A 24,958-nucleotide genomic window follows, 5' to 3' on the forward strand; every position below is an offset into this window, starting at 1 on the left:
CTCTGGTTCGCCGCGCCCGCCACCGGCACGCTGGCAGCAGGCGACCGGAGGGAGGCCCGATGAACACGCCGATCGGCGCAGTGGGGTGCCTGACGGCCGACCAGGTCCGGGATGTTCTGCTCAAGGCCACTTCCGCGCCGTCGCTGTACAACAGCCAGCCCTGGCGATTCCGCTGCACGGCCGACACCATCGCGCTGCACGCGGACCGGTCCCGCGCCGTGCCGGTGGCCGACCCGGAGCACCGCGAACTGGTGCTCGCCTGCGGCGCGGCGCTGTTGAACCTGCGGCTGGCGTTGCGGGCGGCCGGGGTGCAGCCGGACGTGAACGTGCTGCCGCACCGCTGCACACCGGACCTGCTCGCGATGGTGCGCCCCGCCAGGCGGCGCCCGGCGACGCCCACGGATGTCGAACTCGCGGCCGCGATCCCGCGACGCCGCACCAATCGCAAGCCGTTCCTGCCCACCGCGGTCCCGGGGTCGCTGCACAGCCAGCTGCGGCAGGCGGCGGAGGCCGAGCGCGCGTGGCTGGCGATCCCGGAGCGCGAACAGCTGCCGAAGCTGCAGGCGCTGGCCCAGCAGGCGCATGACGCACAGCTCTCGGATGCGGAGTTCATGGCGGAGCTGCGGTTCTGGACGGGCCGCAACTCGGGCTCGCCCGACGGGGTGCTCGTGAGCAGCAGCGGGCCGCTGCCGGAGCCGCAGGACGAATGGGTGCTGCGCGACTACAGCCGCGGGCAGGCGAACACCCGGGTGGCGGGCAAGGACTTCGAGCCGGAGCCGCTGATCTGCGTGCTCGGCTCGTTCCAGGACGGGGTGTCCGCGCAGCTGCACGCCGGGATGGCGATGCAGCGCGTGCTGCTGGCCGCCACCGCCGCCGGGCTGTCGAGCTCGTTCATCTCCCAGATCGTCGAGGTGCCCACCACCCGCAAGGAGCTGCGCGAACTCATCGGCGGCGGCCTGTGGCCGCAGGCCGTGCTGCGCATCGGCTACGGATCGCCGGTGCCCGCGACGCCGCGACGCTCCCTGGACGACGTGGTCGCCCGCAACTGACGGGCCTCAGGCCCGCTTCGGCCGGTGGTGCAGCTGGGTGGCCAGGACCGCCGCCTGGGTCCGGCGCTGCAGGCCCAGCTTGGACAGCAGCCGGGACACGTAGTTCTTGACCGTCTTCTCCGCCAGGTACATCCGGTCGGCGATCTGCCGGTTGGTCAGGCCCTGGCGGATGAGGTCGAGCAGGATGCGCTCCTGGGGCGTCAGGTCGGGCAGCGCCGCGGCGCTGTCCAGCTTGGCGCGCAGCTTGTTCACCAGCTCCGCGGTGCCCTGCTCGCCGAGCAGCGACCGGCCCGATCCGACCGTGCGCACCGCCGATGCCAGCTCCATCCCCTTGATGTTCTTGACCACGTAGCCCGCGGCGCCGGCCAGCATCGCGTCCAGCATGGCCTGCTCGTCCGAGAACGAGGTCAACATCAGGCAGTTCAGGCCGGGCAGCCGGGACCGCAGCTCCCGGCAGAGCTCGATGCCGTTGCCGTCCGGGAGCCGCACGTCGAGCACGGCCACGTCCGGCCGCAGGGCGGGGATGCGGGCCTCCGCCTCGCCGGCCGTGGCGGCCTGGCCCACGACTTCGAGGTCTGGCTCGGCGCTGAGCAGGTCGGCCAGTCCGACCCGCACCACCTCGTGGTCGTCGACCAGGAACACCGTCGTCTTGCCGGACCGGGTGTCATCCACCCGTCCAGGCTACGAGCGCACCCGGGTCGCTGCCCGATGCTCTTCGCCGGTCTCAGGAGTCGGTGCGGAAGGTGAAGCGGACCTTGCCGACCCAGATCTCGTCGCCGTCGGCCAGCACGGCGGCGTCCACCGGCAGCCGGTTGAGGTAGGTGCCGTTGAGCGAGCCGCCGTCGACGAGCACCCACCGGCCGCCCTCCTCGCGCAGTTCGGCGTGCACGTGCGAGACGGTGACGTCCTCGACCACGATGTCGCAGTCGCGGCCGCGCCCGATGGTGGTGCGCGGCATGCCGATCGTGAACCCCGTCCCCGCGTCGGGCCCGCGGCTGATCACGAGCCGGGCGCGCCCGCTGTGCGCCTCGGGCGCGCGTGGCGCCGGCACCTGCTGCCCCGCCGTGGCGGGGACCGGCCAAAACCGGGTCGGCTCGTCGATCCGAATGTCGTTCATCATCAACCTCCTCGCGAGCAAGCGAAAACGCCGCGGCGGGCGACGTTGTCCGGGTGCGGCGACCAAAGCCAGCATGCCCGGATCCGGCCGCCGCTCGCCAGGACCTTCGTCCTCACTTTCGAAGCCCGGCACCCGAGCCGCCGACGGCCCGGTCACATGGTTCGCGCCAAGATCACCCGGTAGGCGAGTATCGAAGCCCTCCGCAAGCTCCTCTGACGCCTCGCGAAAAGGGAACTCCCCCTGCCGCGAGGGGGTGGGCGGCAGGGGGAGCGTTCTGGGGGGGCTTACTTCACCGCTCCCATGGAGAGGCCTCGGACCAGGTGGTTCTGGGCCACCCAGCCGATGATCATCACCGGTAGCGACGCCAGGAGGGCCGCCGCCGACAGCTGGGCCCAGTACAGGCCCTCGCTGGTGATGAAGCCGACCAGGAACACCGGCACCGTGCCCGCCTGGGCCGCCGTCAGGTTCACCGCGAAGAAGAACTCCGTCCAGGAGAAGATCACGCAGATCAGCGCCGTCGCCGCGATGCCTGGTGCCACCACCGGCAGGATGACCTTGAACAGCAGGGTCGGCAGCTTCGCGCCGTCCACGCGGCCCGCCTCCACCATCTCCTTCGGCACTTCCAGGAAGAACGAGCGCATCATCCAGATCGCCAGCGGCAGGTTCATCGCCGTGTAGAGGATGACCAGCACCCAGACGTTGTCCAGCAGCTTCAGGTTCTGCGAGATCACGTACAGCGGGATGATCGCCGCGACGACCGGCAGCATCTTGGTGGACAGGAAAAACCCGAGCGCGTCCCGGGTGCCCGGCACCGCCGAGATCGACAGCGCGTAAGCCGCCGGGACCGCCATCAGCAGCACCAGCAGCGTCGACACCACCGTGACGAACGCCGAATTGCCCAGGTACGGCAGGAAACCGCGTTCCAGGACGCCGGCGAACTGGTCCAGCGTCGGGGCGAACACCAGCCGCGGCGGCTCGGTGTAGGCGTCGGCCTCCTGCTTGAACGCCGTGAGCACCATCCACAGCAGCGGGAAGACGAACAGGATGGCGACCAGCCAGGTGAACGCGGTCAGCGCCCACCTGCCGGCCGGGTTTCCGGCACGCATCATCGCACCTCGCTCACGCCGAAGGTCCGGAACATCAAGCGCAGCGCGAACGTCGCCACGATCAGGGTCAGCACGACGACGATGACGCCCATCGCCGAGGACTGCCCGATGTCGAAGCCCTCGAAGGCGCGCTGGTAGATGTAGTAGGGCAGGTTCGTGCTGGCGGTACCCGGGCCGCCCTGGGTCATCAGGAAGATCGCGTCGAAGCTGTTCACGATGTAGATCGCGCCGAGCAGGATCGCCAGCTGCAGGTAGCGGGCCAGCTGCGGCAGGGTGATCGACGCGAAGATGCGCCACCGGCCCGCGCCGTCCACCGCCGCGGCTTCGAGCACCTCCTTGGACTGCCCCTGCAGGCCCGCGAGGATCAGCAGCATCATGAACGGCGTCCACTGCCAGACGATCTGCGCCATGACCGACGCCAGCGGGAACTCCGACAGCCAGTCGGTGTCGCCGCCGAAGACGAAGTTCAGCAGGCCGAAGGTCGGGTCGAACATCGTCGTCTTCCACAGCAGCGCGCCGGCCGCCGGGAGGATCAGGAACGGCGTGATGAGCAGCGTGCGGACCACCCCGCGGCCGGTGAACTGCCGGTCCAGCAGCAGCGCCAGCCCGAGGCCGAGCAGCATCGCCACCAGCACGCAGACCACGGTCAGCAGCACCGTGGTCAGCATCGCGCCGCGGAACTGGCTGTCGGTGAACACGTCGACGTAGTTGCGCAGCCCGACGAAGTGGCGGGAGCCCGGCCGCACCAGGTTCCAGGACTGGAACGAGTAGATCACCGTGAGCACGAACGGGATCTGCGTGACCAGGATCGTGAACAGCAGGGCGGGCAGCAGCGGGGCCCGGCGCAGCCAGGCGGTGCCGGACCACTTGCCGACCGGCTTGCGCACCTGGGCGGGCATCGTGACAGGTGTCGTGGCGGTCTGGGTCATCTGGTCTCCCGGTATGCCGCGCCGACCGATTCGGCGTACTCCTGGGACTGCTGGAGCGCCTCGTCGACCGTGATCTGCCCCGCGATGGCGGCGGACAGCTGCTGGCTGACCCGCGTGCCGAGGTCCTGGAACTCCGGGATGCCGACGAACTGGATTCCCGGGTACGGCACCGGGTGCAGCATCGAGTTGCTCTGCTGGGCGCGATCGATTCCGTCCAAAGTGGCCGGTGCGTAGGCCTGGGCGGCCTGCTGGTACTCGGGGATCTGGTACGTCGACAGGCGGCAGCCGGGCGGAACCCGGTTCCAGCCGAAGGTGGTGCCGACGTTGCGCACGAACTCCTTGTCGGTCATCCAGCGCATGAACCGCCAGGCGGCGTCCTTGTCCTCGGCGACCTTCGGCATGGCCAGCGACCAGGTGTAGAGCCAGCCGCTGCTGGCGGTGCGCTCGACCGGGGCCGCGACGTAGCCGGACTTGCCGACGACGTTGCTGCTCTCCGGGTCCTCGTTGGTGCCGGCCATGACCGTGGCGTCGTACCACATCGCCGCCTGGCCCTGCCCGTAGCGCGTGCCGCATTCGGAGAAGCCCGCGCTCGACGCGCCGACCTCGCCGTGCTCGCGCACCAGGTTCACGTAGAACTCGGTGGCGGAGCGGAATTCCGGCGACGTCAGCTGCGCGTTCCAGTTCTCGTCGAACCAGCGCGCCCCGAAGGTGTTCGCGACCGTGGTGAACGGCGCGAGGCTCTCGCCCCAGCCCGGCTTGCCGCGCAGGCAGATGCCGGACACGCCCGCGGCCTTGTTGTCGAGCCTCGCCGCGAAGTCGGCGATCTGCTGCCAGGTGGGGCGTTCCGGCATGGTCAGCCCGGCCTGCTCGAACAGGTCCTTGCGGTAGGCCAGGAACGACGACTCGCCGTAGAACGGCACCGCGTACATCGAGCCCTGGTGGGACAGCGAGTCCCGGATGCTCGGGATGAAGTCGCCCGGGTCGTAGCCCTCGCTGCCGTCGATGTAGGGCTGCAGGTTCTCCAGCCAGCCGTTGGCCGCCCACTGCGGCGTCTCGTAGTTGCTGATCATCACCACGTCGAACTCGCCGCCCTCGGTGGCGGTCGACGCGGTGATCTTGGCGCGCGCCTGGTTCTCGGGCAGCTGCACGAACTTCAGCTTGATGCCGGGGTTGTCCCGCTCGAACTGGTCCGACAGCGCGATCGCGTCCTCCATCTGCGGGTTCGACACGATCGCGACGACCAACGTCCGCCCGCCGGAGCCCAGCGCCCCGGCGCCGGCACAGCCGGTGAGCGTGAGCAGCGCGGCGCACGCGAGCAGCGCGAGCTTCCTCATTCGCCTATGCATCAACGCCTCCCGGCAGCACCTGGACCTTCAGCCCGGCACCGCTGCGCATCAGGTCGAGCGCCGCGGGGAACTCCTCCAGCGGCAGGGTGTCGGTGAGCAGCGCGGCGGTGTCGATCGCACCAGAGGCCACCAGGTTCAGCGCGGCGCCGAAGCTGTTGAGCACCGCCATGGAACCGACGATCTTGATCTCGTCGTTGTAGATCCGGAACGGCGAGAGCGACACGCGGGCCTCTTCCGGGGCCACGCCGAACACCAGCAGCCGGCCGCCGCGGCGCAGCGAGTCGAAGGCCGCCTCGATCGCGGGCGCGGCACCGGTGCAGTCGACCGCGGCGTCGAACCGCTCGTCGAGCTCGGCGACGTCGGTGCCGACCGCCACCGCGCCGAGCTTGCTCGCCCGGCCCAGCCGCGCCTCGTTGCGGTCGACCACCGTGACGTGCGCGCCGCCGCGCTGGAGCAGCTGCTGCATGAGCAGCCCCATCGTGCCCGCGCCCACCACGAGGAACCGCTCGCCCGCTTCGACGCCGATCTGCCGGACGCCGTGCACCGCGCACGACACCGGTTCGACCAGCGCGCCCTGCTGCCAGGTCATCTCGTCCGGCATCCGGTAGCAGGTGGCCGCCGGAACGGCGACGTACTCGGCGAACGCACCGTCCACGGTGTCGCCGGTGGCGTTCCAGTTCGCGCACAGGTTGCCGTGGCCGGAGCGGCAGGGCGTGCAGTACCCGCAGAACAGCGAGGGATCCACCGCGACCCGGTCGCCGGCCTTCCAGGCCCCCGGCACCTCCGCGCCGATCTCGACGACCTCGCCGGCGAACTCGTGGCCCGGGACGATCGGGTAAGGCGTGGGTGGGAAGTGGCCGTCGGCGATGTGCAGGTCCGTGCCGCAGATCCCGCACGCACCGACCTTGATCACCAGTTGCCCGTCCCCCGGCTTCGGATCCGGCACGTCGCCAACCCTGATCGAACCGGGCTGGTCGATGATCGCGGCGCGCATGACACTCCATTCCGGTCTGCTCATATGAGCGCACTTGATCGCGGGCGTCCCGCAATACGCGGAGCATTCAAGGACTTCATGCCGAGATACGTCAACCTTTGGGCCAGATTTCGAGCTATCGTGCTCATATGAGCACCAAGAGGATCCGGATGACCGACACGATCACTGCGGCGTCGATCGCGCACCGGTTCTACGTCCAGGGCCGGTCCAAGCTGGAGATCGCCGAGGAATTCGGGATCAGCCGCTTCAAAGCGGCGCGCATCCTGGCCGCGGCACAGGAAACCGGCCTGGTCCGGATCGAGTTCGACCTGCCGGTGCCGGTGGACCTGCCGATGTCCGACGAGGTCCGCGCCGCCTACGGGCTCCGCCGGGTCATGGTGCTCAATCGAGCGGAATCGAAGGCGGACCGGCCGGAGCTGCGCCGCCGGATCGGCTCGCTGGCGGCGCGGCTGCTGACCGAGCTCGCCACGCCGGACGACGTGATCGGCCTGGCCTGGGCGCGTTCGGTGAACGCGATGGCCGAAGCCGTCGATTCCCTCCCGAAGTGCCCGATCGTGCAGCTGTGCGGGGTACAGGCGGGCATGGACATGCGCGACCGGTCGGTGGAGACGGTGGGCCGGGTCGCGGCGGTCGGCGGCGGCGACTCCTACCCGATCTACGGCCCGCTGGTGCTGCCGGACCGCCGGACCACCGACATCCTGCGCAAGCAGCCGGGCATCGCGGAGACCTTCGACCAGTTCCAGCACCTGACCAAGGCCGTGGTGAGCATCGGCGCCTGGCAGCCTGGCGAATCGACGGTGTACGACGCGCTGACCCCGAGCGAACGGGACTCGATCGGCCGGCGCGGCGCGACGGCGGAGATCGCGGCCCGCCTGTTCGACGAGAACGGCAACGCCCTGTCGACGGGCCTGGCCCACCACGTCCTGGCGATCACCCACGAACAGCTGCGCCAGGTCCCGGAAGTGATCGCCCTCGGCTACACCGAACCGAAGGCGGAAGCGATCGACGCGGTCCTGCGCTCCGGCATCGTCACGACCCTCATCACCGACGCGGTGGCGGCCGAGCGGATCCTGGAACTGGCCGCCGAGCGCCCGCCCGGATGACCGGCCGATCCCCCGCACAAGGCGCAGTTCGTTGCGCGAATTATCAAGGCCTCCGATGTTAATCTGGCGGCGTGGGCAATCAAGAAGATGGCCAGATGGGAATGGCGGCCGCGCTGGTGCGGTCCGCATTCCTGGTGGATGCCGTGTACGCCAAGTCGGGCCGGGAATACGGGCTGACGCCGCAGCAGGGGCAGTTGCTGTGCGTGCTGATGTCGCGCTCGCGCGGCATGAGCGAACTGGGGTCGATGCTGGGGCTGGCCAAGTCGAGCCTCACCGGCCTGGTGGACCGCACCGAGCGCAACGGCCTGGTCCGCCGCGAGCCGGATCCGCAGGACACGCGCGCGGTGCGGGTCGCGCTCACCGCGCAGGGCAGCAAGCTCGCGGACGAGTTCTACGCCGAGACCTGCAGGCGGATCGAGGAGCTGCCGGCGAGCCTCGGCCCCGCGGAGCGCAACACGCTCGCCGACCTGCTGGGCCGCGTCGTGCTGAGCAACGAGGTTCCGGTGGTCTTCATGGAACCGGACGAGGGCGCCCGCGACAGCTGATCCGCACATGACGTGTCCCGCGACACAATCCTTTGAGTTCGTGGTACGAACTATTACAGTTCGTACCACGAACTCGATCTTTTTGTGGAGCGTGGAATCATGAGTCGTACCGTCGCGGTAATCGGCGGAGGCTACGGGGGCGCCGCGGTCGCCAAGGCGCTGCAGTCCGAGGCCGACGTCGTCCTCATCGACCCCCGGGACGCGTTCGTCAACGCGGCCGCATCGTTGCGCGCGCTGACCCGGCCCGACTGGGCGGGCAACATGTTCTTCCCCTTCGAAACGCTGCTCACGCAGGGCGAGGTGATCCGCGACCGCGCGGTCTCGGTGGACCCCGGCGGCGTCACCCTGGCCTCGGGCGAGCACGTCCCGGCGGACTACGTGGTCCTGGCCACCGGCTCCAGCTACGCCTACCCGGCCAAGCCCGGCTCCGACTCGGTCGGCGACGCGCTGGACGACCTCCGCCGGACGAACGAGGAACTCCGCCGAGCCGGCAAGGTGCTGATCCTCGGCGCCGGCCCGGTCGGCCTGGAACTGGCCGGCGAGATCGAGGACGCCTGGCCGGACAAGCACGTGACCATCGTCGACCCGGCCCGGGAGCTGCTCCCCGGCTTCGAGCCGGAGGTGGTCGAGGACCTGCGCGGCCAGCTCGACGCGCTCGGTGTCGACGTGCGCCTCGGCACCGGCCTGGCGGCGCCGCCGAGCACCGAGGCGGGCCGGGCCGGCGCGTTCACCGCCACCACCACCGGCGGCGACGAGATCACCGCCGACATCTGGTTCCGCGCCTACGGGACGAGCACCAACAGCGACTACCTCGCCGACGGCAAGCTCACGACCCGAACGCCGCAGGGCCAAGTTCCCGTCACCGAATTCCTCAACGTCGTGGGGCACGACCACGTCTACGCGGTCGGCGACATCACCGACGTCGCCGAGGCCAAGATGGCAGCTCACGCGATGCAGCACGCCGAGGTGGTCGTCAAGAACATCTCCGCTCAGCTGAGCGGAGAACGCCCCGCGGCGACCTACGCTCCCCAGCCGTCCCTCTCGATCCTGCTCCCACTCGGTCGCAGCGGCGGTGTCGGACAGCTGCCCTCCCCCGAGGGCCCGACCGCGGCGTCGGCCGCGATGGTCGCCGAGTACAAGGGCGCGGACCTGTTCACCGGCCGCTTCATCGAGCAGTTCGGCCCCACCGCCTGAACCGCAGCGTTCCCGCTCGCAGCCGGCGTCCTCAAGACCATCCCAAGAGGACATCCACACCACGACTCCGCCGACGCGGCCGAACGTCACCGATGCGATCACGGACCGGAGCGAGCCACGCCAACAACGCAATCGTCCTCATCGCGAAACCGCCCGTCCCCGCCGCGTGAGGCTCGTGGGCGTTTTGGACCGCTATATCGATCCAAAACGCTCACGAGCCGAGCCGGCGGGATGGCGCGCATAGCCGAAACCGTCCGGTGGCGCACCGTTTCCCGTTGACTCCTCCAACGGGAAACGGGAAACGGCTCTATTTCCCGGCTCCGGAATCCGAATCTCCGCCACAATCCTCCGACGAACGGCGCGCGGCCGCGCCGAACCGGATTTCCCTCCAGGCGTCGAGGACTGCGATGAATGCGGCGGAGAGCACCAGCACCAAGGCGAACAGCTCAACACCGGAAAGGGCGATGCCGGCGAGGACGATCGCCGCCCACACCAGCACCGCTGTGAACACGGATGCGAGCATCACCCGTCCGAGCGACCTCGCCAGGGGCGGATTGGGCTGTTCGGGTATCGATTCCCGGACGAGCTCGTCCTTGATCATCTCTTCTCCTAAGGTCTGCCGGTGGCCCGGCCTCCCAGTCGCCGGACCGGCACGTTTCACCGTGCGCGAAAACCGGTCGGGACCAACAGCCGTTTCCCGTCGCCCGCTGAACCGGGCAACGGGAAACCCGGAGGACGATGTGACTGAACAGCCCACACTGTTCGGGGCAGAGCTTCGAAGACTGCGCACCGCGGCCGGTCTTTCGCTCACTCGAATGGCCGCGCTGCTCCATTACAGCAAGGGCTACGTCAGCAAGATCGAAACCGGCGGGAAAAGGCCGACACCGGATTTCGCCCGGCGTTGCGATTCGATCCTCGAAGCCGGTGGAGAACTCGCGGGCCTGGTTCCCGCGCGGTCTTCCGAAGCGCCGCTGCCCGAGGTGAACGGCGACGGTGAGGTGTGGTTGATGAGTCTCGATTCAGGCGGGAAGAGCTGGTTCCGGCCGATGGACCGGCGGCAGGTGCTGGCGGCGGGCGCGGCCTCGGTGCTCGCATTCGGCATGGGCGGCGGTCACGCGATCGCCGAGGACAGCACGGTCCCGACGTTCCGCACCATGTTCGACCAGTTCCGCACGCTGGGGCAGACGGCGAGCCCTTCGGTGGTGCTGCCCGCGCTCATCGCGCAGACCCACACCCTCCGCGAACTCGCTTCCCGCGCCAAACCCGCAGTGAGCGCGGAACTTCTGGTGCTCGGCGCGCGATATGCCGAGTTCGCAGGCTGGATGGCTCAGGAGTCGGGTGACAACGCGGCTGCCCTGTGGTGGACCGACCGCGCCGTGGAGCTCGCGGACGCGGGACAGGACCGGTCACTGGCCGCATACTCCCTGGTCCGCAGGGCACTGGTCACGCTGTACCAAGAGGATGCACGGGAGACGATCGGCCTCGCTCAGCAAGCCCAGCGGACCGCGACGTCAGCCCGAATTCGCGGACTCGCCGCGCAGCGCGAGGCACAGGGCCACGCGCTGGCCGGAGACTACGACGCCTGCATGCGGAGCCTCGACCGAGCTCGCGACCTGCTCAGCACGGCCCAACCCGATGCCGGGCCGGTACTCGGCACGTCGAACCTGACCGACCCCGTCGCGATGGTCTCGGGGTGGTGTCTTCACGACCTGGGGCGTCCACGAGATGCGGTGCTGATCCTCGACCGGGAAGTCGAACGAGTTCCGTCTCACGCCCTTCGTTCCCAAGCGCGCTACGGCGTCCGCCGCGCCCTCGCGCACGCCACGGCGGGCGACATCGACCACGCCTGCGCCTTGCTCGGGCAGGTCCTCGGGATGGTCGACACCGTCAGTTCCGCCACCATCGGCACCGATCTCCGGCGCGTGGCCCGCGTGCTCTCGCGGTTCCACACCGCGCCCTCGGTTCGTGAGCTCCAACCCCGGCTGGTCGCCGCGCTGCACACCCAGACCGCCTGAGAATCCGCCATTTCCACAAAAGCGAGGTACCCCTATGCCTGAAATCTTCATCAACTACCGCACCGGGGACTGCGAGCATGCCGCGGTCGCGATCGAGCAGTACCTGTCGGCGCGGTTCGGCCGCGAGCGGGTATTCCGCGCCAGCAAGTCCATCCGCCCCGGCCAGAACTTCCGCACCGAGCTGTCGACGGCGTCCTCCAGCGCACGCGTGCTGCTTGCGCTGATCGGACCGAAGTGGCTCGATGCTCGTGATCGGGACGGAAACCCCGCACTGGAGAACAAGGATGACTGGACCCGCAAGGAAATCCTGAACGCCATGCGCAGCGGCGCCCGGATCATCCCGATCCTGTGTGGACGGAAGCTGCCTCGACTGGTGCCCGCCGACCTGCCACGTGCTCTGACATCGCTCGCCGACCTCCAGTCCCTCACCTACGACACCGGAAGCGCCGGGGACGACCTCGATCGGATCGCCGCCGAGCTCCTCGACCTGGTGCCGGATCTCCCGGACCGGTGGGCGAAAGCGCCTTCGAGCAACGGCGTGCACAACGCCATCACCGGCAATGTTAGCGGGAACGCCATCCAGCTTCGCGACCTGCACGGTGGATCGATCAACACCACGACGTTCAACGGCCCGACGGGACCGGTGAGCAGCGGCGAAGGTGACCAGAACATCTTCTACGGCGACGGCACGAACTACATCGCGGGCAAGAACACTGGCGGAATCCACCAGAAGTTCGGCTCGAAGCGGGAACGGGGTGAAGACCGGTGACCGAAACGAACAACGAATTCCACGACACTCAGGGAAGCCCGATCCACGCCGGATCCGGCGACCTGAACGTCAACCCCATCTACTACACGATCCATGAGAGCGTCCAACAGCAGGCTCGCGGGCCGCGGTTGACGCTGAAGGACGACCTGCTCTGGCTCAAGCGCCGGTTCGAACCGCCGCAGAACTTGGGTGCCGCGCGGGACATGTTGCGGCAGTCCCGCACCGTCGTGCTCACCGGGCCGCCGGGAAGTGGTCGGCGCACGGCGGCGAAGATGCTCCTGAACGAGCTCGCCGACGACCACACCCCCTTCACCGTGCTCGACGACGAGGCGCGCACGCAGGACCCGAGCCTGGACAAGCTGAAGGTCCAGCCAGGGCATCTGTTCGTGCTCGACCTCTCGGAAAGCGGCGAGGACGTATTCCACGCCCGGCAACGAGATCTCCTCTCGTTCCGCACGATCCTCCAGCAGCGCAACGGTTTTCTCGCCGTCGTCGTGCCCGATTCCCGCAAGCACCATCTCGACGCGGATCTGCGGCAGTTCGAAGCCAGGATCGGCCGGCCACGCGGCTCCTTGGTGTTGCAACGGCACCTGCAACCGGAGGGGATCGTCCTCACCGACCAGCTCCTGGCTTCGAAGGAGCTCGCACGCAGCCTGTCCGCGCCGATGTCGGAGATAGCCAACCTCGCGCAGATGGTGGTGCTCGCCCGGGACGCGAACCTCAGCGGGGACGTGTCAACCTGGCTCGGTGAAGCGGTTTCCGCCCGGATCGACCGAAGCAACGAGGTTGCCGAACAACTGAGCAAGGTGCCGGGCGGTCGTCGGCGTACGGTGCTGCTCGCCGCGGCGATGTGCCGTGGAGCGTCGAGCGACGCGGTCTTCTTCGCCTCCCACCGCCTGGTGAGCGCGCTGAGCCTCGACGGACGCGAGGAACCACGGATGGAACAGGAGGGCTACCGCACCCAACTCGTCGACCTGAGCATCGATGTCGCACCGAACAACCGGATCGAGTTCAGCCTGCTCAGCTACGACCGGGCGGTGCGCGAGCACTTCTGGGACAACTACCCGGATCTCCGGGAACCGTTCTGCCGGTGGGTGGACGACATCATCCGCATCGAGCAGTTCACCACGCAGGACCGGATGAACCTGGTCGACCGGTTCGCGGAGCAGGCACTGCGCACCAACTGCCCGGGGCACGTGCGGTGGCTGATCGACCGGTGGGTCTTTCCGAGGCAGAACGGAGCACCGAACGCGCTGCGCGACTACGGGGTCCGGGCTCTCCTGACGGGTCTCAGGAGCGAGCGCCACGGTCACTTCTTCCGGCGCTTGGTGTACGAGTGGTCGCGGCGCAACGATCTTCCTGGGGACGTCGGGCAGATCGTTGTGGACGTGTGCACCGCGATGATCGCGCCGACCTACCCGGAACAAGCCCTGGTGCGGCTGCACCACCGGGCCCGCAACGAGGACGGCACCGGTGCCCCGACGGCGTACCAGGCGCTCGTCGAGCTGACCTCGCGCGATCCGATGCTCCTGCGGCTGCTGCTCGACAGGCTCACGACGGGCTTGGCGAAGCAGCAGCCGTGGCCCGCCGATCACTTCCTGTTCCTCGCCGTCGCGGATCCGGTGCGGCTGGCCGACTCCAGCACCCGTTCGCAGCCGCTCGCGGCAGACCACACGATCCGTTCCCAGCTGGGTTTCTGCTGGCGTGCGACCATGCTCGCCCGCCCGGACCTCGTCGTGCAGCGCGTCTGCCACTGGCTCGACGCCGCCGGCCGGACCGCGCCGCACGATCTGCTGCTCGGCATCCTGGTGGATGCGGCGAGCCAGCACCTCCACCTGCTCGGTTCGCTGCACGTCCTCGCGCGCGATTGGAGCCGGACCACGAGCGGGCGCGCCGATGTCTTCGTCCGGTTGTCCCAGCTGATCGACATGGCGCAGGGCCTGCACTCGACCGACTACACGTTCGACCACGTGCCTGAGGAGGCCGTTCGATGAGCAAGGAAAACCGGATCCTGTACGGCGGCCTGACGCTGGCGGCCGCCGTCCCGCTCCTGCTGGGTCTGCTGCTGGAATGGCCGGCCTGGGTCACCGTGCCGCTGTTCGGCGCGATTCTGTACGGCGTCTACCAGAAACTCATGCACGGGAACAGGACGACCAGCGACCACGTCGGCGTGGTCCTGGACCGGATCGGCCTGTACGGGGACAACCCGGTGCGCGCCCTGACGGCCCACCGCTTCGCGCGGCTGATCGAAGCCGCCGGAAACCCTGGCGTGGCCGAAGAAGTCCGGCAGAAGTTCGACGCACCACGCCCGCTCTAGGGCCGAGGTGAACGGCCCGTTCGTCCCGCCCACCGGAGCGAACGGCCCGTTCACCTCACCGATCCCACCTCCGCTGGAACGAGCACGAGGCCCTGCGTGACGTGAGGGTCAAGCCGTTCCGGGCGCATCCACGTGACCGCCGAAGAACCCGGTCAGTTCGCGGACCAATGCATCCGGCTGTTCCTCGGGCACGTAGTGGCCGCTGCACCGCACCTCGACGACGCGAATGTCCGTGCCCTTGTCCGGCCCCATCTGCGCACGCAACGCCGGATAGCTGGACTCTCCGGCCAGGGTGAGGATCGGGAGCTCCACCGGGGCGTAGGTGGCCAGCGCGGCGACGTCCTGTCGCATCGTCTGGTACCAACCGTTGCCCGCGCGGATGGCGTCCGGATCGTCGTAGGCATGGGCGTAGACGCGCCGCGCGTCCTCGTCGACGGACGCCTGGTCCAGCAGCATGTGGCCGTACAGCCAGTCGATCAGGTACCGGAAGCGACCGGCCAGGAGCTGCTCGGGCAGGCCGCGGAGCTGGTTGAACGCGAACCACCACGGGTAGCCGCCACGGCCCACCTCCAGCGCCGCGGCCTGGTCGTCGGATCCCGGCAGCATGGTGATGTCCAGCCACGAGGCGTCCGGGACGCCCATGTCCACCGTGACCAGCCTCCGCACCGCTTCCGGATGGCCGGCCGCCAGGTGGTAACCGACCGAGGCCCCGATGTCATGCCCCGCTACGAACGCGGACTCGTGCCCCAGGTGCCGGATCAGCTCGCGGATGTCGCGCGCCATCGTCGGTTTGTCGTAGCCGGACTCGGGCTTGGCCGACGATCCCATCCCACGCAGGTCGACCGCGGTCACCCGGAATCGGCGCGCCAGCTCGGGCAGTACCTTGCGGAACTGCCACCAGGTCTGCGGCCAGCCGCCGAGCAGCACCAACGGTTCGCCGCGCCCGCCGGTGACGTGGTGCAGCCGGGTGCCGTTGACGTCGGCGTGTTCGCTCGTGAAGCCCCCGCCCAGCGAGGCGGCCAGTTCGGCATCGGTAGGTACGGCGTTCACAGCGCTCCTTTTGTTGAATGATCGTTCCAGTAAGTGGGCATGGAAGTGCCCGACCCGAGAGCGCGTCAGATCACTTCAACAGGGCGAGGGCCTGCTCCACGGCGTCATCGAGAAAGCGCCGCCGAACGGGCGTCTTGCCCACGACGCGCACACCCTGGAGCAGCGTCACCAGGAATCGCGCCAGCGCCGCGGGATCCTTGTCCGCGGCCAGGTCCCCCTCCGCGCGGGCGCGCATCAGGGCTGTCGTGAGCGCGGTCTCCATCACGGCCAGACCGGACTCCACCCGGCGGCCCACCTGCTCGTCCGCAGGCAGCTCGACCGCCGTGTTCGTCATAAAACAGCCCTTGACCTCGGCGTCCTCGACCGAAATCTCGACGTAAAGGCGCACCAGGCCGCAGACCGCGTCGATCGCCCGGCCGGACGCGGACAGGTGCGCCACGAACGCCTGCCGGGTGTCCTCGACATAGCGCTCCAGGGCCTTCAGGTACAGCTCGCGCTTTCCGCCGAACGCGCCGTAGATGCTGCCGCGCCCCAGCCCGAGGCAGTCGACCAGATCCTGCATCGAGGTCGCCTCGTAGCCCTGCCGCCAGAACAGCTCCATCGCCTTGCCCAGCGCGACGTCCGGATCGAACTCCTTGGTCCTGCCCACGCCGAAGAGGCTAGCCGATTTGGACCGATCGTTCAAATTTCCTAGGCAGCGAAGTAGTCCTCGAACCGGGCGGTTTCGGGGTGGCCGGGAGGCGCTTCGGGGGCAGAGCACCTCCCGGCCCGCAGGCTCGACGCCGAATCGGGGAGGGCGCGCGGCGTCGGGCCGGGTCTCAGATGCGCCGGAGTCCTTCCAGGACGCGCCGCTGCAACTCCAGCGGTGGCGCAGGCCAAGCCTCACCGCGCTCACCAGGTACTCGGGCGTCCGATGTGGACTCCGGGGTGGGCTCGCGGAGCCGATGTCGCCCGCCTCGTTCCCGCCGCGCGTTCTCCGCCTCGATCTGCGCCTTCAACTGCCACACCGTGGTCGCGCCTTCCCCTGCCACGGCGTGCTGAGGCCGCTGCGCGCGAAACAAGACCGAGCCCCACGATGCCGAAAGAACCACCAAGCAGCACAAGGAAATCCAGGCACCGGACACCATCATCGGATCCTTTCGGTTGCCACGCATCCAGGCATGGCTGTACACATTGGCTTTGCTCAACATTCAGGCACCCGGAGCAGGTCGCGAACGGTCGCCGACCGCGTCTCAATGCCCGCCATACAACGGAACACCAGCAAGCGCGTGCGCCGATCGATTGCACCCGGGACATGTGTTCCAGAACCACGCCAGCTCGGAGTTGTCGGCGTCGAGCCGACAACCGCACAGCGTCGCCACTTCCATGCCTGTCGGATAGCCACCGGGCGGGCGCGCATCGGTGCTCGCATGCCGCTGCCCAGCTGCCGGAACCCAGTGGAACGGATACGGCTGAAAGTTCATGCCACCACCACCTCGTTGTGATCAACTATGTTGGAAATCTAAAACGTAGATCTACAACAGTCGAGCTCCGAAGCAATGATCCACCCTGAAGAGCTACAGTTCACGCCATGACGAGTCCGATCATGAGGCGCAAGGCATTGGGCCGTGAGCTGCGCAAACTTCGCACCGATGCAGGCGAGAGCCTCGAGCGGATTGCAACGCTCCTCGGCTGTTCCACGGCGAAGGTCGGCCACATCGAGTCCGGCCGGAACTCGCCGAGCAAGCCCGAACTCATGGTCCTGCTGAATCACTACGGCATCGGGGACGAAGAGCAGGCCGTGTTCGAAGAGACCCGGCAGGAGGCTTCGAAGCGTGGCTGGTGGTCGACATACCGGCTGCCGCCGTGGTTTTCGAATTACGTCGGCATGGAGACCGACGCACTGCGGTTGCGCAACTTCGAACTCGAGCTCATTCCCGGACTGCTGCAGACCGAGGAGTACGCGAGGACCGTCACCACACTGGCACGCCACATGACCGAGCCTGAAGAGGTCGAGCGCAAAGTCGACCTGCGGATGGCCCGTCAGAAGCGGCTCTTCGCGGAGAAGCCGCTCGCGTTCGCCGCCGTGATTTCCGAGGCAGCCCTGCACCGATGCCTCAAGACCGAGACCGCCGCCACAGGACAGCTGACGCACCTGCTCGACATGGGCGAGCGACCGAACGTCGAGGTCCGAATCCTGCCGTTCGACGGCGGACTTCACGAATCGATGTCCGGCAGTTTCGCGTTGCTGGACTTCCCTCCCGACACGTGGCCTTCGGCCGCGTACCAGGAATACGCGGTCGGCGGTCACCTCGTAGATGATCAGGACGTCGTGGCCGCCTTGGATACGCTCTTCGGCGAGCTTCAAGAGCGATCGCTGAGCGAACGGGACAGCGCTCGCATGATCTCGAAGCTCGTACCCGAGTGAAGGGCGAGGCTATGGATCTCTCTCGCGCCGCATGGCGCAAGTCGAGCTACAGCGGTGGGGGCAACCAGTGCGTCGAAATCGGCGTCGCACCTGGTGCCATCGGAATCCGCGACACCAAGGACCGGACTTACGGCATGCTCGTCGTGACGCCAGCGCACTTCGCCAGCTTCTTAGAGGCGATCAAGGCCGACAGGTACAGCGGCTGATGTGTGCTGCGCCCGGCCTCGTGGACCGGCCGGGCGCAGCTCGCCTTCACGTGGTTCGGCTGGTCATGAGCGCGCGGCGTATCGGCCGGTGTGCTTTTCGTGGCCGTTCGGGAGGGTTCCCGTGAAATGCTCCGTCCACTCGTTGATCTGGTTCGGCGTTGGGTTTCCTCCCAGCGCGACCGCCGCTAGCGATGGCAGCTCGGCGCCGAGTTCCCAGAGCCGCACCCACTGCTCGTAGGTCAGGGCGAGGAGCAGCAGTCCTCCGAGCTTTGCGACCGGCTCCATGTCGGTCACCTCGGCGCGGGAGAGGTCGAGGCCCTGGAGTCGCGGAAGTGTTGGTAGCACAGCGACTTCCACCGGCTGCTGCGAACGCAGGGTCAGGTTGCGCAGCGTCGGGTGGCCGGACAGCGGAGTCGGGTCGATCGAGCCCAGTTCCAGCGTCAGGCCCTCCAGGGGCGCGTCTCGGAGCGGGCTCAGGTCGAGTGCGCCCTGGCCGTGCAGCACCACGTCCCGCAGGAGGGGCGCGCGGCGCGCCGGCTCCAGGTCGATCCCATCGGCCTTCCAGGCCGTGAGGCGCTGGACTTCCCCGGGCATTCCGGTCAGGGAGCCGCCGTGGTCGTCGGCATCCCACGAGAGCGACTCCAGGTACTCCCACTTGCGCGGGGTTTCGGCGTCGACGAACAGGCGGCCGTGCTCGAACTCGTAGTCGCCCCGCTCGAGCGCCTCCACCTGGCGGCGCAGCAGCGTCGTCACCGAGTCGGCGACGTAGACGGGAGCTCCTTCGTACTCGCCGCCGATGATGATCACCTGCCCCGGGCGGCCCGCGGGCCCCGGGTCCATGTCGACGGCGAGGAAGTCCCCGTCCTCGTTGACCCCGATCACGACCCACCCGTCGCGGCTCATCGACCGGCGCACCTTCCCCGGGGGCGTCGCCTCGAACACCGCACCCGTCAGCGGGTCGTCGGTCCAGTCGCGTTCGTGCCGGTGGTGAGGGTGGTCGGTCACGAATTCCAGGTCGGTCCACGAGTGCGTGTCGAAGATGTTGACGTCCTCGCCGTCGTCGCCGTTGGCCATGCCGTACAAGGCGACCAGATCGGGCGGCAGCGCGCCGTCCAGGCTCGCCATGAGCTCGGCGCGCGTCGCTTCGTCCAGCGGAGGAGGCAGCTCCTCTTCCTCCTCCTCTTCGAAGATCTCCGCGCGCAGCCGGAGGTACTGCCGCAGCAGCCGGACGGCCTCGTCCGGGTTTCCGGCGAACGTCGGATCCGCAGGGCCCTCCTGCTCGTCCCCCGGCTCGGCGGGCAGGACATCCGGCTTGAGCACGAGCAGCAGGCGATCCGGTTGGTACTGCGTGCGGATCAGCGACCGGCTGGTGATCGCCCCGAACTCGCCCGAAGACTCGACGGCCAGCTCAACGGTCAGGTGTTCCGGCCACGGCTCGGCCGCGAAGAACAGGGCTCCCGCTTCCTTGAACAGGTCCACGCCACCGTCGCGGAGCTCACCGTCGGCCAGCTCGTACTGCATGACGCTGCTGCGGGAACTGCTCTTGTCCCGATGAACGCTCGCCCACGCGCGCCGCCACCCGTCGGGGGCGTTCTCCGCGACGCGGGCGGCCATGCCGCTGAGCAGTTCGGTGGTGCCGGCTTCCCGCCGATGACGTCCCATTGGAATGCGCCCGTTCAGATCGGTGATCGTTTCCGACGGGTTCTAGCACCCGGTGCCGACAACCGCGGCGCACCGGCCTCGGGTCCGGTGCCGAACACCGCGATGACCACGTTCCATCGGCGTGTCAGGACCCGACACGCCGATGGCTGTGGACAACTTCCGCAATTTCAATGGAAATCAGAGCTCTGATTTCCATTGAAATTGCGTTCCTGCGGCGTCTCCGGTGCTTCAGGGCCGTTCGTCGACGTCGAAGTCGAGGTGGGCGATCCGCTCTTCGACCGTGACCGCGTTGCGGACGGCCCGGCGGGCACGCCGGGTCAGCTCGGTGAAGTCGGCGAGGTGGGCTTCGGCGGCCGCGCGGTTGGCCGGGCCGTTCCCGGCCGCGTCGAGGGTGACCCGGCGGATCTCGTGCTCGATCTCGACGAGCTGGGAGAGCAGATCCCGCTGCCGCTCCTCGCTGATCAGCAGGCTGTGATCGCGTTCCCCGTCAGGCGGAACCTCGGGGTGCTCGGCGGTCATCGCGAACCAGTCCCTTCGGCCGGAGCTCACCCGACGCTACCAGCCGCGCGGCCCGCCCGGTGCGAGGACCGGGCGGGCCGCGTTCGACCGTCCACTTAGATCAGTTCAGATCCGCGCCGTACGGTTGGGTGATCGCTTCCAGGTAGTGACCCGACGGGTCGCAGAAGTAGACGCCGCGGCCGCCGTGGTTCGTGTTGTACTGCTGCGGGAGCTTCTGCTGCGGGTCCGCCCAGTGTTCGAGGCCCGCCGCCTGAATTCTGGCGTAGATGCCGTCGAAATCTTCCTCGGTGACGAGGAATGCGTAGTGCTGCGGCGGGAATTCGATGCCCGGCTCCGCGAACTGGAGCGTCACGCCCGCGTCCAGGTGGACCGTGAGGAAGGGGCCGCCCGGCTCCGCCGGTGGGAGGTCGAACATCTCCGCGAAGAAGGACGCCGATTCCTGCTTGTCGCGCGCGGCGACGATCGTGTGATTGAAAAGAGTGGTCATGAAGACCTTTCGAACCCGCGCCTCCATGCCTGGCACAGCCTGCCACCGACACGCGACGCTGGCTTGATCAGATCACGACGGCTTCCGGCGCGTCAAGCGCACTTGCCCCGGGTCACAGCCAGTCGCGTCCTCCAGATCGTTGCAGAGGCTGTCGAGGGACACCCCACGCCTCCGCAACAGCCCGGGATACCCGACCCCCAGCAACCGAGCCCGATCATCCGCCCGCAGCTGGGTTCTCACGTGTTGGTACGACAGAACCGGGGATGCTCGAACCACGCGCCGCTGCGCGAAAATGTGGCGGCACCGAACACTTCGCCGGAAGGAGTGGTCGATGACCACGTCGCCGCTCGACAATCCCGCGTGGGCTTCGCTCACCGGCCCGCACGCCGGCTTCGCCGAGAAGCACGGGCAGGTGCTGCGCTACCCCGTCGACATGGCGCCGTTCCTGGCCATTCCGGACGAGTTCGGCGACGACGGCTGGCGGGACGTCGCGGCGCTGGCCGGGCCGGGCGCGGTGGTCCCCTTCTCCGGGCGGGCGCGAACGCCCCCGCCCGGCTGGGAGGTCGTGGAGCGGCTCCCCGGCGTGCAGCTGGTCGACGACGGCGTGGTCGGGGTCGGGGATGACGAGGCGGTGCGGCTCACCGCGGCGGACGTGCCGGAGATGCTCGACCTCGTCAAGCGCACCCAGCCCGGGCCGTTCCTGCCGCGCGTCGTCGAGCTCGGCACGTACCTGGGATTCCGGCGCGGTGGCGAGCTCGTCGCGATGGCCGGCGAGCGGCTGCACCCGCCCGGCTGGACGGAGATCAGCGCGGTCTGCACCGATCCGGCGTTCCGCGGGCAGGGTCTGGCCACCCGGCTCATGCGGGCCGTCGTCGCCGGCATCCGGGCCCGGGGCGAGAAGCCGTTGCTGCACACGGTCGCGTCCAACACCGGCGCCATCCGGCTCTACGAATCGATGGGCTTCCGGCTGCGTCACCGGCTGTTCTTCACCGCCGTGCGGGTCCCGGAAGCCTGACCAAGCCGCGCACGCCTTCCGCGTGACACCCGCCCTACGGCTGCGGGGCGGGCGATTTCGCGCGAAATCGCCGCGAGGCAGGTTCCCGGACGGCCTCGGTGCCAGCCATGGCGCGGACGGCGTGGCCCCGCCGGTGGCGCCGTTGACCTCGACAATGATCGTCGTTACAGTTCCGCTGGCCGAACGGCGTTGCGCCGTCTGCTCGGCTCGCGTTCGGTTGCCGGGCCCAACGGGGTGCCCGGCGGAGGGGATCGCCGATGACCAGTGTTGATCATGGACCCCAGGAATCCGGCGCGAACGTCCTCGGGCGGCGGCGGTTCCTCGGTTACGTGCTGGCCGCGCCCACCCTGGTAGCCGCCGCCGAACTCGGCCTGTCGCCGCGCGCCGAGGCGGTCGTGCCGTCGCCGGGCGTGGCCGAGCTGCTCGACCTCAACGACCTGCTGACCGAGGCCGCGCGGCCGACCTCGAACCTGATCACCGTCGCGGTCAACGACGACGGCACGGTCTCCTTCGCGCTGCCGCGCGCGGAGGTCGGCCAGGGCATCACCACCTCCACGGCCATGCTGATCGCCGAGGAGCTGGGCGTGCCGCTGGAGGACGTCCGCGTCACGCTGGCCGATGCCCGGCCGGAACTGCTGTTCAACCAGCTCACCGGCGGTTCGAACACGACCATCTCCACCTACGCCCCGATCCGCGTCGCCGCCGCCGTCGCCAAGGGCCGGTTGCTGCGCGCGGCCGCGATCGAGCTCGGCTCCGTCGTCACCGACCTGACGTTGAAGGCTGGTGTGATCACCGACCTCGCGGGCCGCAGCATCGGCATCGGCGCCCTGGCGGGGAAGGCCGCGAGCACGCGGACCGAGCAGGTTCCCGTCGAGCTCAAGCCGCGCGAGCAGTTCGCCGTCATCGGTAAGCCGCACAACCGCACCGACGCGCTCGCGGCGGTCACGGGGCGCAAGAAGTTCGCGATGGACCTCGACATCCCGGGCGCGAAGCCGACGATGGTGTGCCGGCCGCCGACGATCAACGGCACCGTCGAGTCCGTGGCCAACCTCGCCGAGGTCCGCGCCATGCCGGGCGTCACCGATGCCGCCGTGGTCTCCACCGGGGTCGCGATCCGCGCGGAGACCTTCGGCCAGTGCATCGACGCCGTGCGCGCGCTTCAGGTCACGTGGAATCCCGGTACCGCGGAAGGGAAATCGGACGACACCGTGCTCCGCGAGCTGAAGTCCGCCGAGCTGCCGCTCGCGGTGCCGCCGCTGACCAGCACCGTGGAACGCGATTTCACCTTCTACTTCCGCGGCAACAGCTCGCTGGAGCCCAACTGCGCGGTCGCCGACGTCCGCGCCGACCGGGCCGAGATCTGGGGATCGCTGAAGTCGCCCATCGTCGCCCGGCAGACCATCGCGGCCAAGCTCGGACTCCCGCCTGGCGCGGTCACCGTGCACGTCGTCGACGGCGGCGGTTCCTTCGGCCGCAAGCTGTTCTTCGACGCCGCGCTCGAAGCGGCCGAGATCTCGAAGCGGTTCGGCAAGCCGGTGAAGCTCATGTGGCACCGCGCCGACGACGCCCGCCAGGGACGCACGCATCCGATGGCCACGTCGCGCATCCGCGTCGGCTACGCGGGCGGCACCGTGCTCGACTACGAGCAGCGGCACACCAGCGTCGCCACCGACTTCGGGCACGGCCTCGGCGAGGTGCTCACCGCCATGTCGGCGCAGCTGCCCGTCGGCGACTTCACCTTCGCCGAGACCATCTTCCAGCTCACCCAGTCGATGCCCTACGACTTCGGCGTCGCCACGCAGCTGCTCAACGAGACCGACAAGGGTTTCAACACCGGCAGCATGCGCAACATCTACTCCCCCGACGTCACCTGCGCCCGGGAGCTGATCGTCGACGAGCTCGCGGCGCGAATGGGCAAGGACCCGTACCGGTTCCGGCGCGACTTCCTGCAGGACCAGCGTTCGCGGGCCGTGCTGGACGAGGTCGCCGAGGCCGGTGGCTGGGGCCGGGAGATGCCCGCGGGCATGGCGCAGGGAATCGCCTTCCACGCCGAGTACCACGGCGTGACGGCGGCGCTGGTCGAGATCGACTGCCGACCGGAGACCGTCGACCGCCCGATCCGCGACGGGGTGGCCGGGCCGCGCGTCACCAAGGCGGTCTTCGCCGTCGACGTCGGGCTCGCGGTCAACCCGCGCGGGCTCGAAGCGCAGATGATGGGCGGCGTCATGGACGGCATCGCCCTGGCGCTCACCTCCAGCCTGCACCTGCGGGACGGGCACTTCCTCGAAGCCAGCTGGGACAACTACTTCTACACCAGGCAGTGGAACACCCCGCTGGAGCTGAAGGTGATCGTGATGCCGCCGACGACCGGTGAGCCGGGCGGTGCCGGGGAGCTCGGCGTCGCCGCGTCGATGGCGGCGGTCGCCTGCGCCTACGGACGCGCCACCGGGAAGATGCCCACCAGCTTCCCGATCAACCACGGCACCCTCGGCTTCGAGCCGAAGCCGACCGTGCCGCCGATCCCGCAGTCGCCCACCGACGGCCTCGACCACGCGCGCTGACGCCAAGGAGATCCCGTGCCAGAGCACACCTTTCGACTCAACGGCGAGCAGGTCACCGTGAACGTCGCCGACGACGTGCGGCTGCTGTGGGTGCTGCGCGACGTCCTCGGCGTGACCGGGCCGAAGTACGGCTGCGGGATCAACGTCTGCAAGGCGTGCACCAGCCACCTCAACGGCAAGGCGTTCAACCCGTGCTCCGTTCAGGTCAAGGACGTCGGGCCCAGCGACGAGATCACGACGATCGAAGGACTCGCCGGCGAGGACCTGCACCCGATGCAGGAGGCGTGGCTGGAGCACGACGTCGCGCAGTGCGGCTACTGCCAGCCGGGCCAGATCATGGCCGCCGTGGCGCTGGTCCGCCGGGCCGCCGCGGAAGGCCGCGAGATCACCGACGCGGACATCGACGGGATCCGCAACATCTGCCGCTGCGGCACGTACTTCCGCATCCGCGAGGCGATCAAGGCCGGCGCCGCGAAGATGTGACCCCGGCCCGCCGTTCGGGTGCTGGCCGCGGTTTCGCGCGAAACCGGCACCGCCACGCACGGCGAACGCCGGTTTCGCGCGAAA

Annotated in this window: 27 protein-coding genes; 13 read left to right on the forward strand and 14 right to left on the reverse strand. The window is 69.0% G+C overall.

The features are described from left to right. Window positions 1-59 precede the first annotated feature (59 nt). Window positions 60-1,049, forward strand: a complete 990-nt coding sequence (locus ACWEV3_RS28395; protein WP_452616811.1) for an Acg family FMN-binding oxidoreductase — start codon at window positions 60-62, stop codon at window positions 1,047-1,049. A gap of 6 nt (window positions 1,050-1,055) precedes the next feature. Here the strand turns inward: ACWEV3_RS28395 and ACWEV3_RS28400 are convergent, their stop codons facing one another. From ACWEV3_RS28400 to ACWEV3_RS28425, 6 genes are all read right to left on the reverse strand, one after another. Continuing rightward, the gene (locus ACWEV3_RS28400) at window positions 1,056-1,721 is read right to left on the reverse strand and encodes a response regulator transcription factor (protein WP_132491916.1); all 666 of its coding nucleotides are present in this window, start codon (window positions 1,719-1,721) and stop codon (window positions 1,056-1,058) included. A 52-nt stretch (window positions 1,722-1,773) separates the two neighbouring features. Then, a complete protein-coding gene (locus ACWEV3_RS28405) occupies window positions 1,774-2,166 on the reverse strand; it encodes an FHA domain-containing protein (RefSeq protein WP_452616812.1) in 393 nt (130 codons plus the stop codon). A 284-nt stretch (window positions 2,167-2,450) separates the two neighbouring features. Further along, entirely contained in the window at window positions 2,451-3,275 is an 825-nt protein-coding gene (locus tag ACWEV3_RS28410; RefSeq protein ID WP_452616813.1) for a carbohydrate ABC transporter permease, read from the reverse strand. Beyond that, window positions 3,272-4,171 (reverse strand): carbohydrate ABC transporter permease, encoded by a 900-nt coding sequence (locus ACWEV3_RS28415; protein WP_452616839.1) that lies wholly within the window; start codon window positions 4,169-4,171, stop codon window positions 3,272-3,274. Before ACWEV3_RS28415 ends, ACWEV3_RS28410 begins: the two co-directional genes overlap by 4 nt. A gap of 26 nt (window positions 4,172-4,197) precedes the next feature. Beyond that, window positions 4,198-5,535: an ABC transporter substrate-binding protein gene (locus tag ACWEV3_RS28420; RefSeq protein WP_452616814.1), complete on the reverse strand. Its 1,338-nt coding sequence runs from the start codon at window positions 5,533-5,535 to the stop codon at window positions 4,198-4,200. Between the two features lie 4 nt (window positions 5,536-5,539). Further along, window positions 5,540-6,541: a zinc-dependent alcohol dehydrogenase family protein gene (locus ACWEV3_RS28425; protein ID WP_452616815.1), complete on the reverse strand. Its 1,002-nt coding sequence runs from the start codon at window positions 6,539-6,541 to the stop codon at window positions 5,540-5,542. A gap of 128 nt (window positions 6,542-6,669) precedes the next feature. Here ACWEV3_RS28425 and ACWEV3_RS28430 point away from each other — a divergent pair, with 128 nt between their 5' ends. The 3 genes from ACWEV3_RS28430 to ACWEV3_RS28440 all read left to right on the forward strand — a co-directional run bounded on the left by ACWEV3_RS28430 (window position 6,670) and on the right by ACWEV3_RS28440 (window position 9,383). Next, on the forward strand, window positions 6,670-7,644 hold the full coding sequence (locus tag ACWEV3_RS28430; RefSeq protein ID WP_452616816.1) for a sugar-binding transcriptional regulator: 975 nt from the start codon (window positions 6,670-6,672) through the stop codon (window positions 7,642-7,644). A gap of 95 nt (window positions 7,645-7,739) precedes the next feature. Then, window positions 7,740-8,189, forward strand: coding sequence for a MarR family winged helix-turn-helix transcriptional regulator (locus ACWEV3_RS28435; protein WP_452616840.1), 450 nt, complete (start codon window positions 7,740-7,742; stop codon window positions 8,187-8,189). 99 nt (window positions 8,190-8,288) lie between these two features. After that, complete coding sequence (locus ACWEV3_RS28440; RefSeq protein WP_452616817.1) at window positions 8,289-9,383, forward strand: NAD(P)/FAD-dependent oxidoreductase; 1,095 nt, start codon at window positions 8,289-8,291, stop codon at window positions 9,381-9,383. Window positions 9,384-9,690: 307 nt separating this feature from the next. On the opposite strand, the gene ACWEV3_RS28445 is transcribed toward ACWEV3_RS28440, so the two are convergent. After that, entirely contained in the window at window positions 9,691-9,984 is a 294-nt protein-coding gene (locus tag ACWEV3_RS28445) for a hypothetical protein (RefSeq protein ID WP_452616818.1), read from the reverse strand. 214 nt (window positions 9,985-10,198) lie between these two features. Between ACWEV3_RS28445 and ACWEV3_RS28450 the strand changes: the two genes are divergently transcribed. From ACWEV3_RS28450 to ACWEV3_RS28465, 4 genes are read left to right on the forward strand one after another with little or no spacing between them, the layout of a single operon-like run. Continuing rightward, entirely contained in the window at window positions 10,199-11,398 is a 1,200-nt protein-coding gene (locus tag ACWEV3_RS28450; protein WP_452616819.1) for a helix-turn-helix domain-containing protein, read from the forward strand. A 34-nt stretch (window positions 11,399-11,432) separates the two neighbouring features. Continuing rightward, a complete protein-coding gene (locus tag ACWEV3_RS28455) occupies window positions 11,433-12,167 on the forward strand; it encodes a toll/interleukin-1 receptor domain-containing protein (RefSeq protein ID WP_452616820.1) in 735 nt (244 codons plus the stop codon). Next, window positions 12,164-14,161, forward strand: a complete 1,998-nt coding sequence (locus tag ACWEV3_RS28460) for an nSTAND3 domain-containing NTPase (RefSeq protein ID WP_452616821.1) — start codon at window positions 12,164-12,166, stop codon at window positions 14,159-14,161. Before ACWEV3_RS28455 ends, ACWEV3_RS28460 begins: the two co-directional genes overlap by 4 nt. Next, complete coding sequence (locus tag ACWEV3_RS28465; RefSeq protein ID WP_452616822.1) at window positions 14,158-14,484, forward strand: hypothetical protein; 327 nt, start codon at window positions 14,158-14,160, stop codon at window positions 14,482-14,484. Before ACWEV3_RS28460 ends, ACWEV3_RS28465 begins: the two co-directional genes overlap by 4 nt. A gap of 108 nt (window positions 14,485-14,592) precedes the next feature. Here the strand turns inward: ACWEV3_RS28465 and ACWEV3_RS28470 are convergent, their stop codons facing one another. The 4 genes from ACWEV3_RS28470 to ACWEV3_RS28485 all read right to left on the reverse strand — a co-directional run bounded on the left by ACWEV3_RS28470 (window position 14,593) and on the right by ACWEV3_RS28485 (window position 16,997). Next, window positions 14,593-15,534 (reverse strand): alpha/beta fold hydrolase, encoded by a 942-nt coding sequence (locus ACWEV3_RS28470; RefSeq protein ID WP_452616823.1) that lies wholly within the window; start codon window positions 15,532-15,534, stop codon window positions 14,593-14,595. Between the two features lie 70 nt (window positions 15,535-15,604). Beyond that, on the reverse strand, window positions 15,605-16,183 hold the full coding sequence (locus ACWEV3_RS28475) for a TetR/AcrR family transcriptional regulator (protein WP_452616824.1): 579 nt from the start codon (window positions 16,181-16,183) through the stop codon (window positions 15,605-15,607). A 169-nt stretch (window positions 16,184-16,352) separates the two neighbouring features. Continuing rightward, complete coding sequence (locus tag ACWEV3_RS28480; protein WP_452616825.1) at window positions 16,353-16,724, reverse strand: hypothetical protein; 372 nt, start codon at window positions 16,722-16,724, stop codon at window positions 16,353-16,355. Window positions 16,725-16,766: 42 nt separating this feature from the next. After that, entirely contained in the window at window positions 16,767-16,997 is a 231-nt protein-coding gene (locus tag ACWEV3_RS28485) for a zinc finger protein (protein WP_452616826.1), read from the reverse strand. 107 nt (window positions 16,998-17,104) lie between these two features. Here ACWEV3_RS28485 and ACWEV3_RS28490 point away from each other — a divergent pair, with 107 nt between their 5' ends. Together ACWEV3_RS28490 and ACWEV3_RS28495 are read left to right on the forward strand one after the other, a co-directional pair. After that, window positions 17,105-17,941 carry a helix-turn-helix domain-containing protein gene (locus ACWEV3_RS28490; protein WP_452616827.1) on the forward strand — a complete coding sequence of 279 codons (837 nt, stop codon included), beginning with the start codon at window positions 17,105-17,107 and terminating at the stop codon, window positions 17,939-17,941. Between the two features lie 11 nt (window positions 17,942-17,952). Then, the gene (locus ACWEV3_RS28495) at window positions 17,953-18,147 is read left to right on the forward strand and encodes a DUF397 domain-containing protein (protein ID WP_452616828.1); all 195 of its coding nucleotides are present in this window, start codon (window positions 17,953-17,955) and stop codon (window positions 18,145-18,147) included. Between the two features lie 63 nt (window positions 18,148-18,210). Here ACWEV3_RS28495 and ACWEV3_RS28500 read toward each other — a convergent pair whose 3' ends face one another. The 3 genes from ACWEV3_RS28500 to ACWEV3_RS28510 form a co-directional block, all read right to left on the reverse strand. After that, entirely contained in the window at window positions 18,211-19,809 is a 1,599-nt protein-coding gene (locus ACWEV3_RS28500) for an SMI1/KNR4 family protein (RefSeq protein WP_452616829.1), read from the reverse strand. Between the two features lie 228 nt (window positions 19,810-20,037). After that, window positions 20,038-20,328: a hypothetical protein gene (locus tag ACWEV3_RS28505; protein WP_452616830.1), complete on the reverse strand. Its 291-nt coding sequence runs from the start codon at window positions 20,326-20,328 to the stop codon at window positions 20,038-20,040. 100 nt (window positions 20,329-20,428) lie between these two features. Continuing rightward, a complete protein-coding gene (locus ACWEV3_RS28510) occupies window positions 20,429-20,815 on the reverse strand; it encodes a VOC family protein (RefSeq protein WP_452616831.1) in 387 nt (128 codons plus the stop codon). Between the two features lie 331 nt (window positions 20,816-21,146). On the opposite strand from ACWEV3_RS28510, the gene ACWEV3_RS28515 reads away from it, so the two are divergent. The 3 genes from ACWEV3_RS28515 to ACWEV3_RS28525 all read left to right on the forward strand — a co-directional run bounded on the left by ACWEV3_RS28515 (window position 21,147) and on the right by ACWEV3_RS28525 (window position 24,874). Continuing rightward, window positions 21,147-21,830 (forward strand): GNAT family N-acetyltransferase, encoded by a 684-nt coding sequence (locus ACWEV3_RS28515; protein ID WP_452616832.1) that lies wholly within the window; start codon window positions 21,147-21,149, stop codon window positions 21,828-21,830. Window positions 21,831-22,087: 257 nt separating this feature from the next. Further along, the gene (locus ACWEV3_RS28520) at window positions 22,088-24,391 is read left to right on the forward strand and encodes a molybdopterin cofactor-binding domain-containing protein (protein WP_452616833.1); all 2,304 of its coding nucleotides are present in this window, start codon (window positions 22,088-22,090) and stop codon (window positions 24,389-24,391) included. A 15-nt stretch (window positions 24,392-24,406) separates the two neighbouring features. Then, complete coding sequence (locus tag ACWEV3_RS28525) at window positions 24,407-24,874, forward strand: (2Fe-2S)-binding protein (RefSeq protein WP_397531571.1); 468 nt, start codon at window positions 24,407-24,409, stop codon at window positions 24,872-24,874. Window positions 24,875-24,958 lie beyond the last annotated feature (84 nt).

This window comes from Saccharopolyspora sp. NPDC003752, assembly GCF_053605825.1.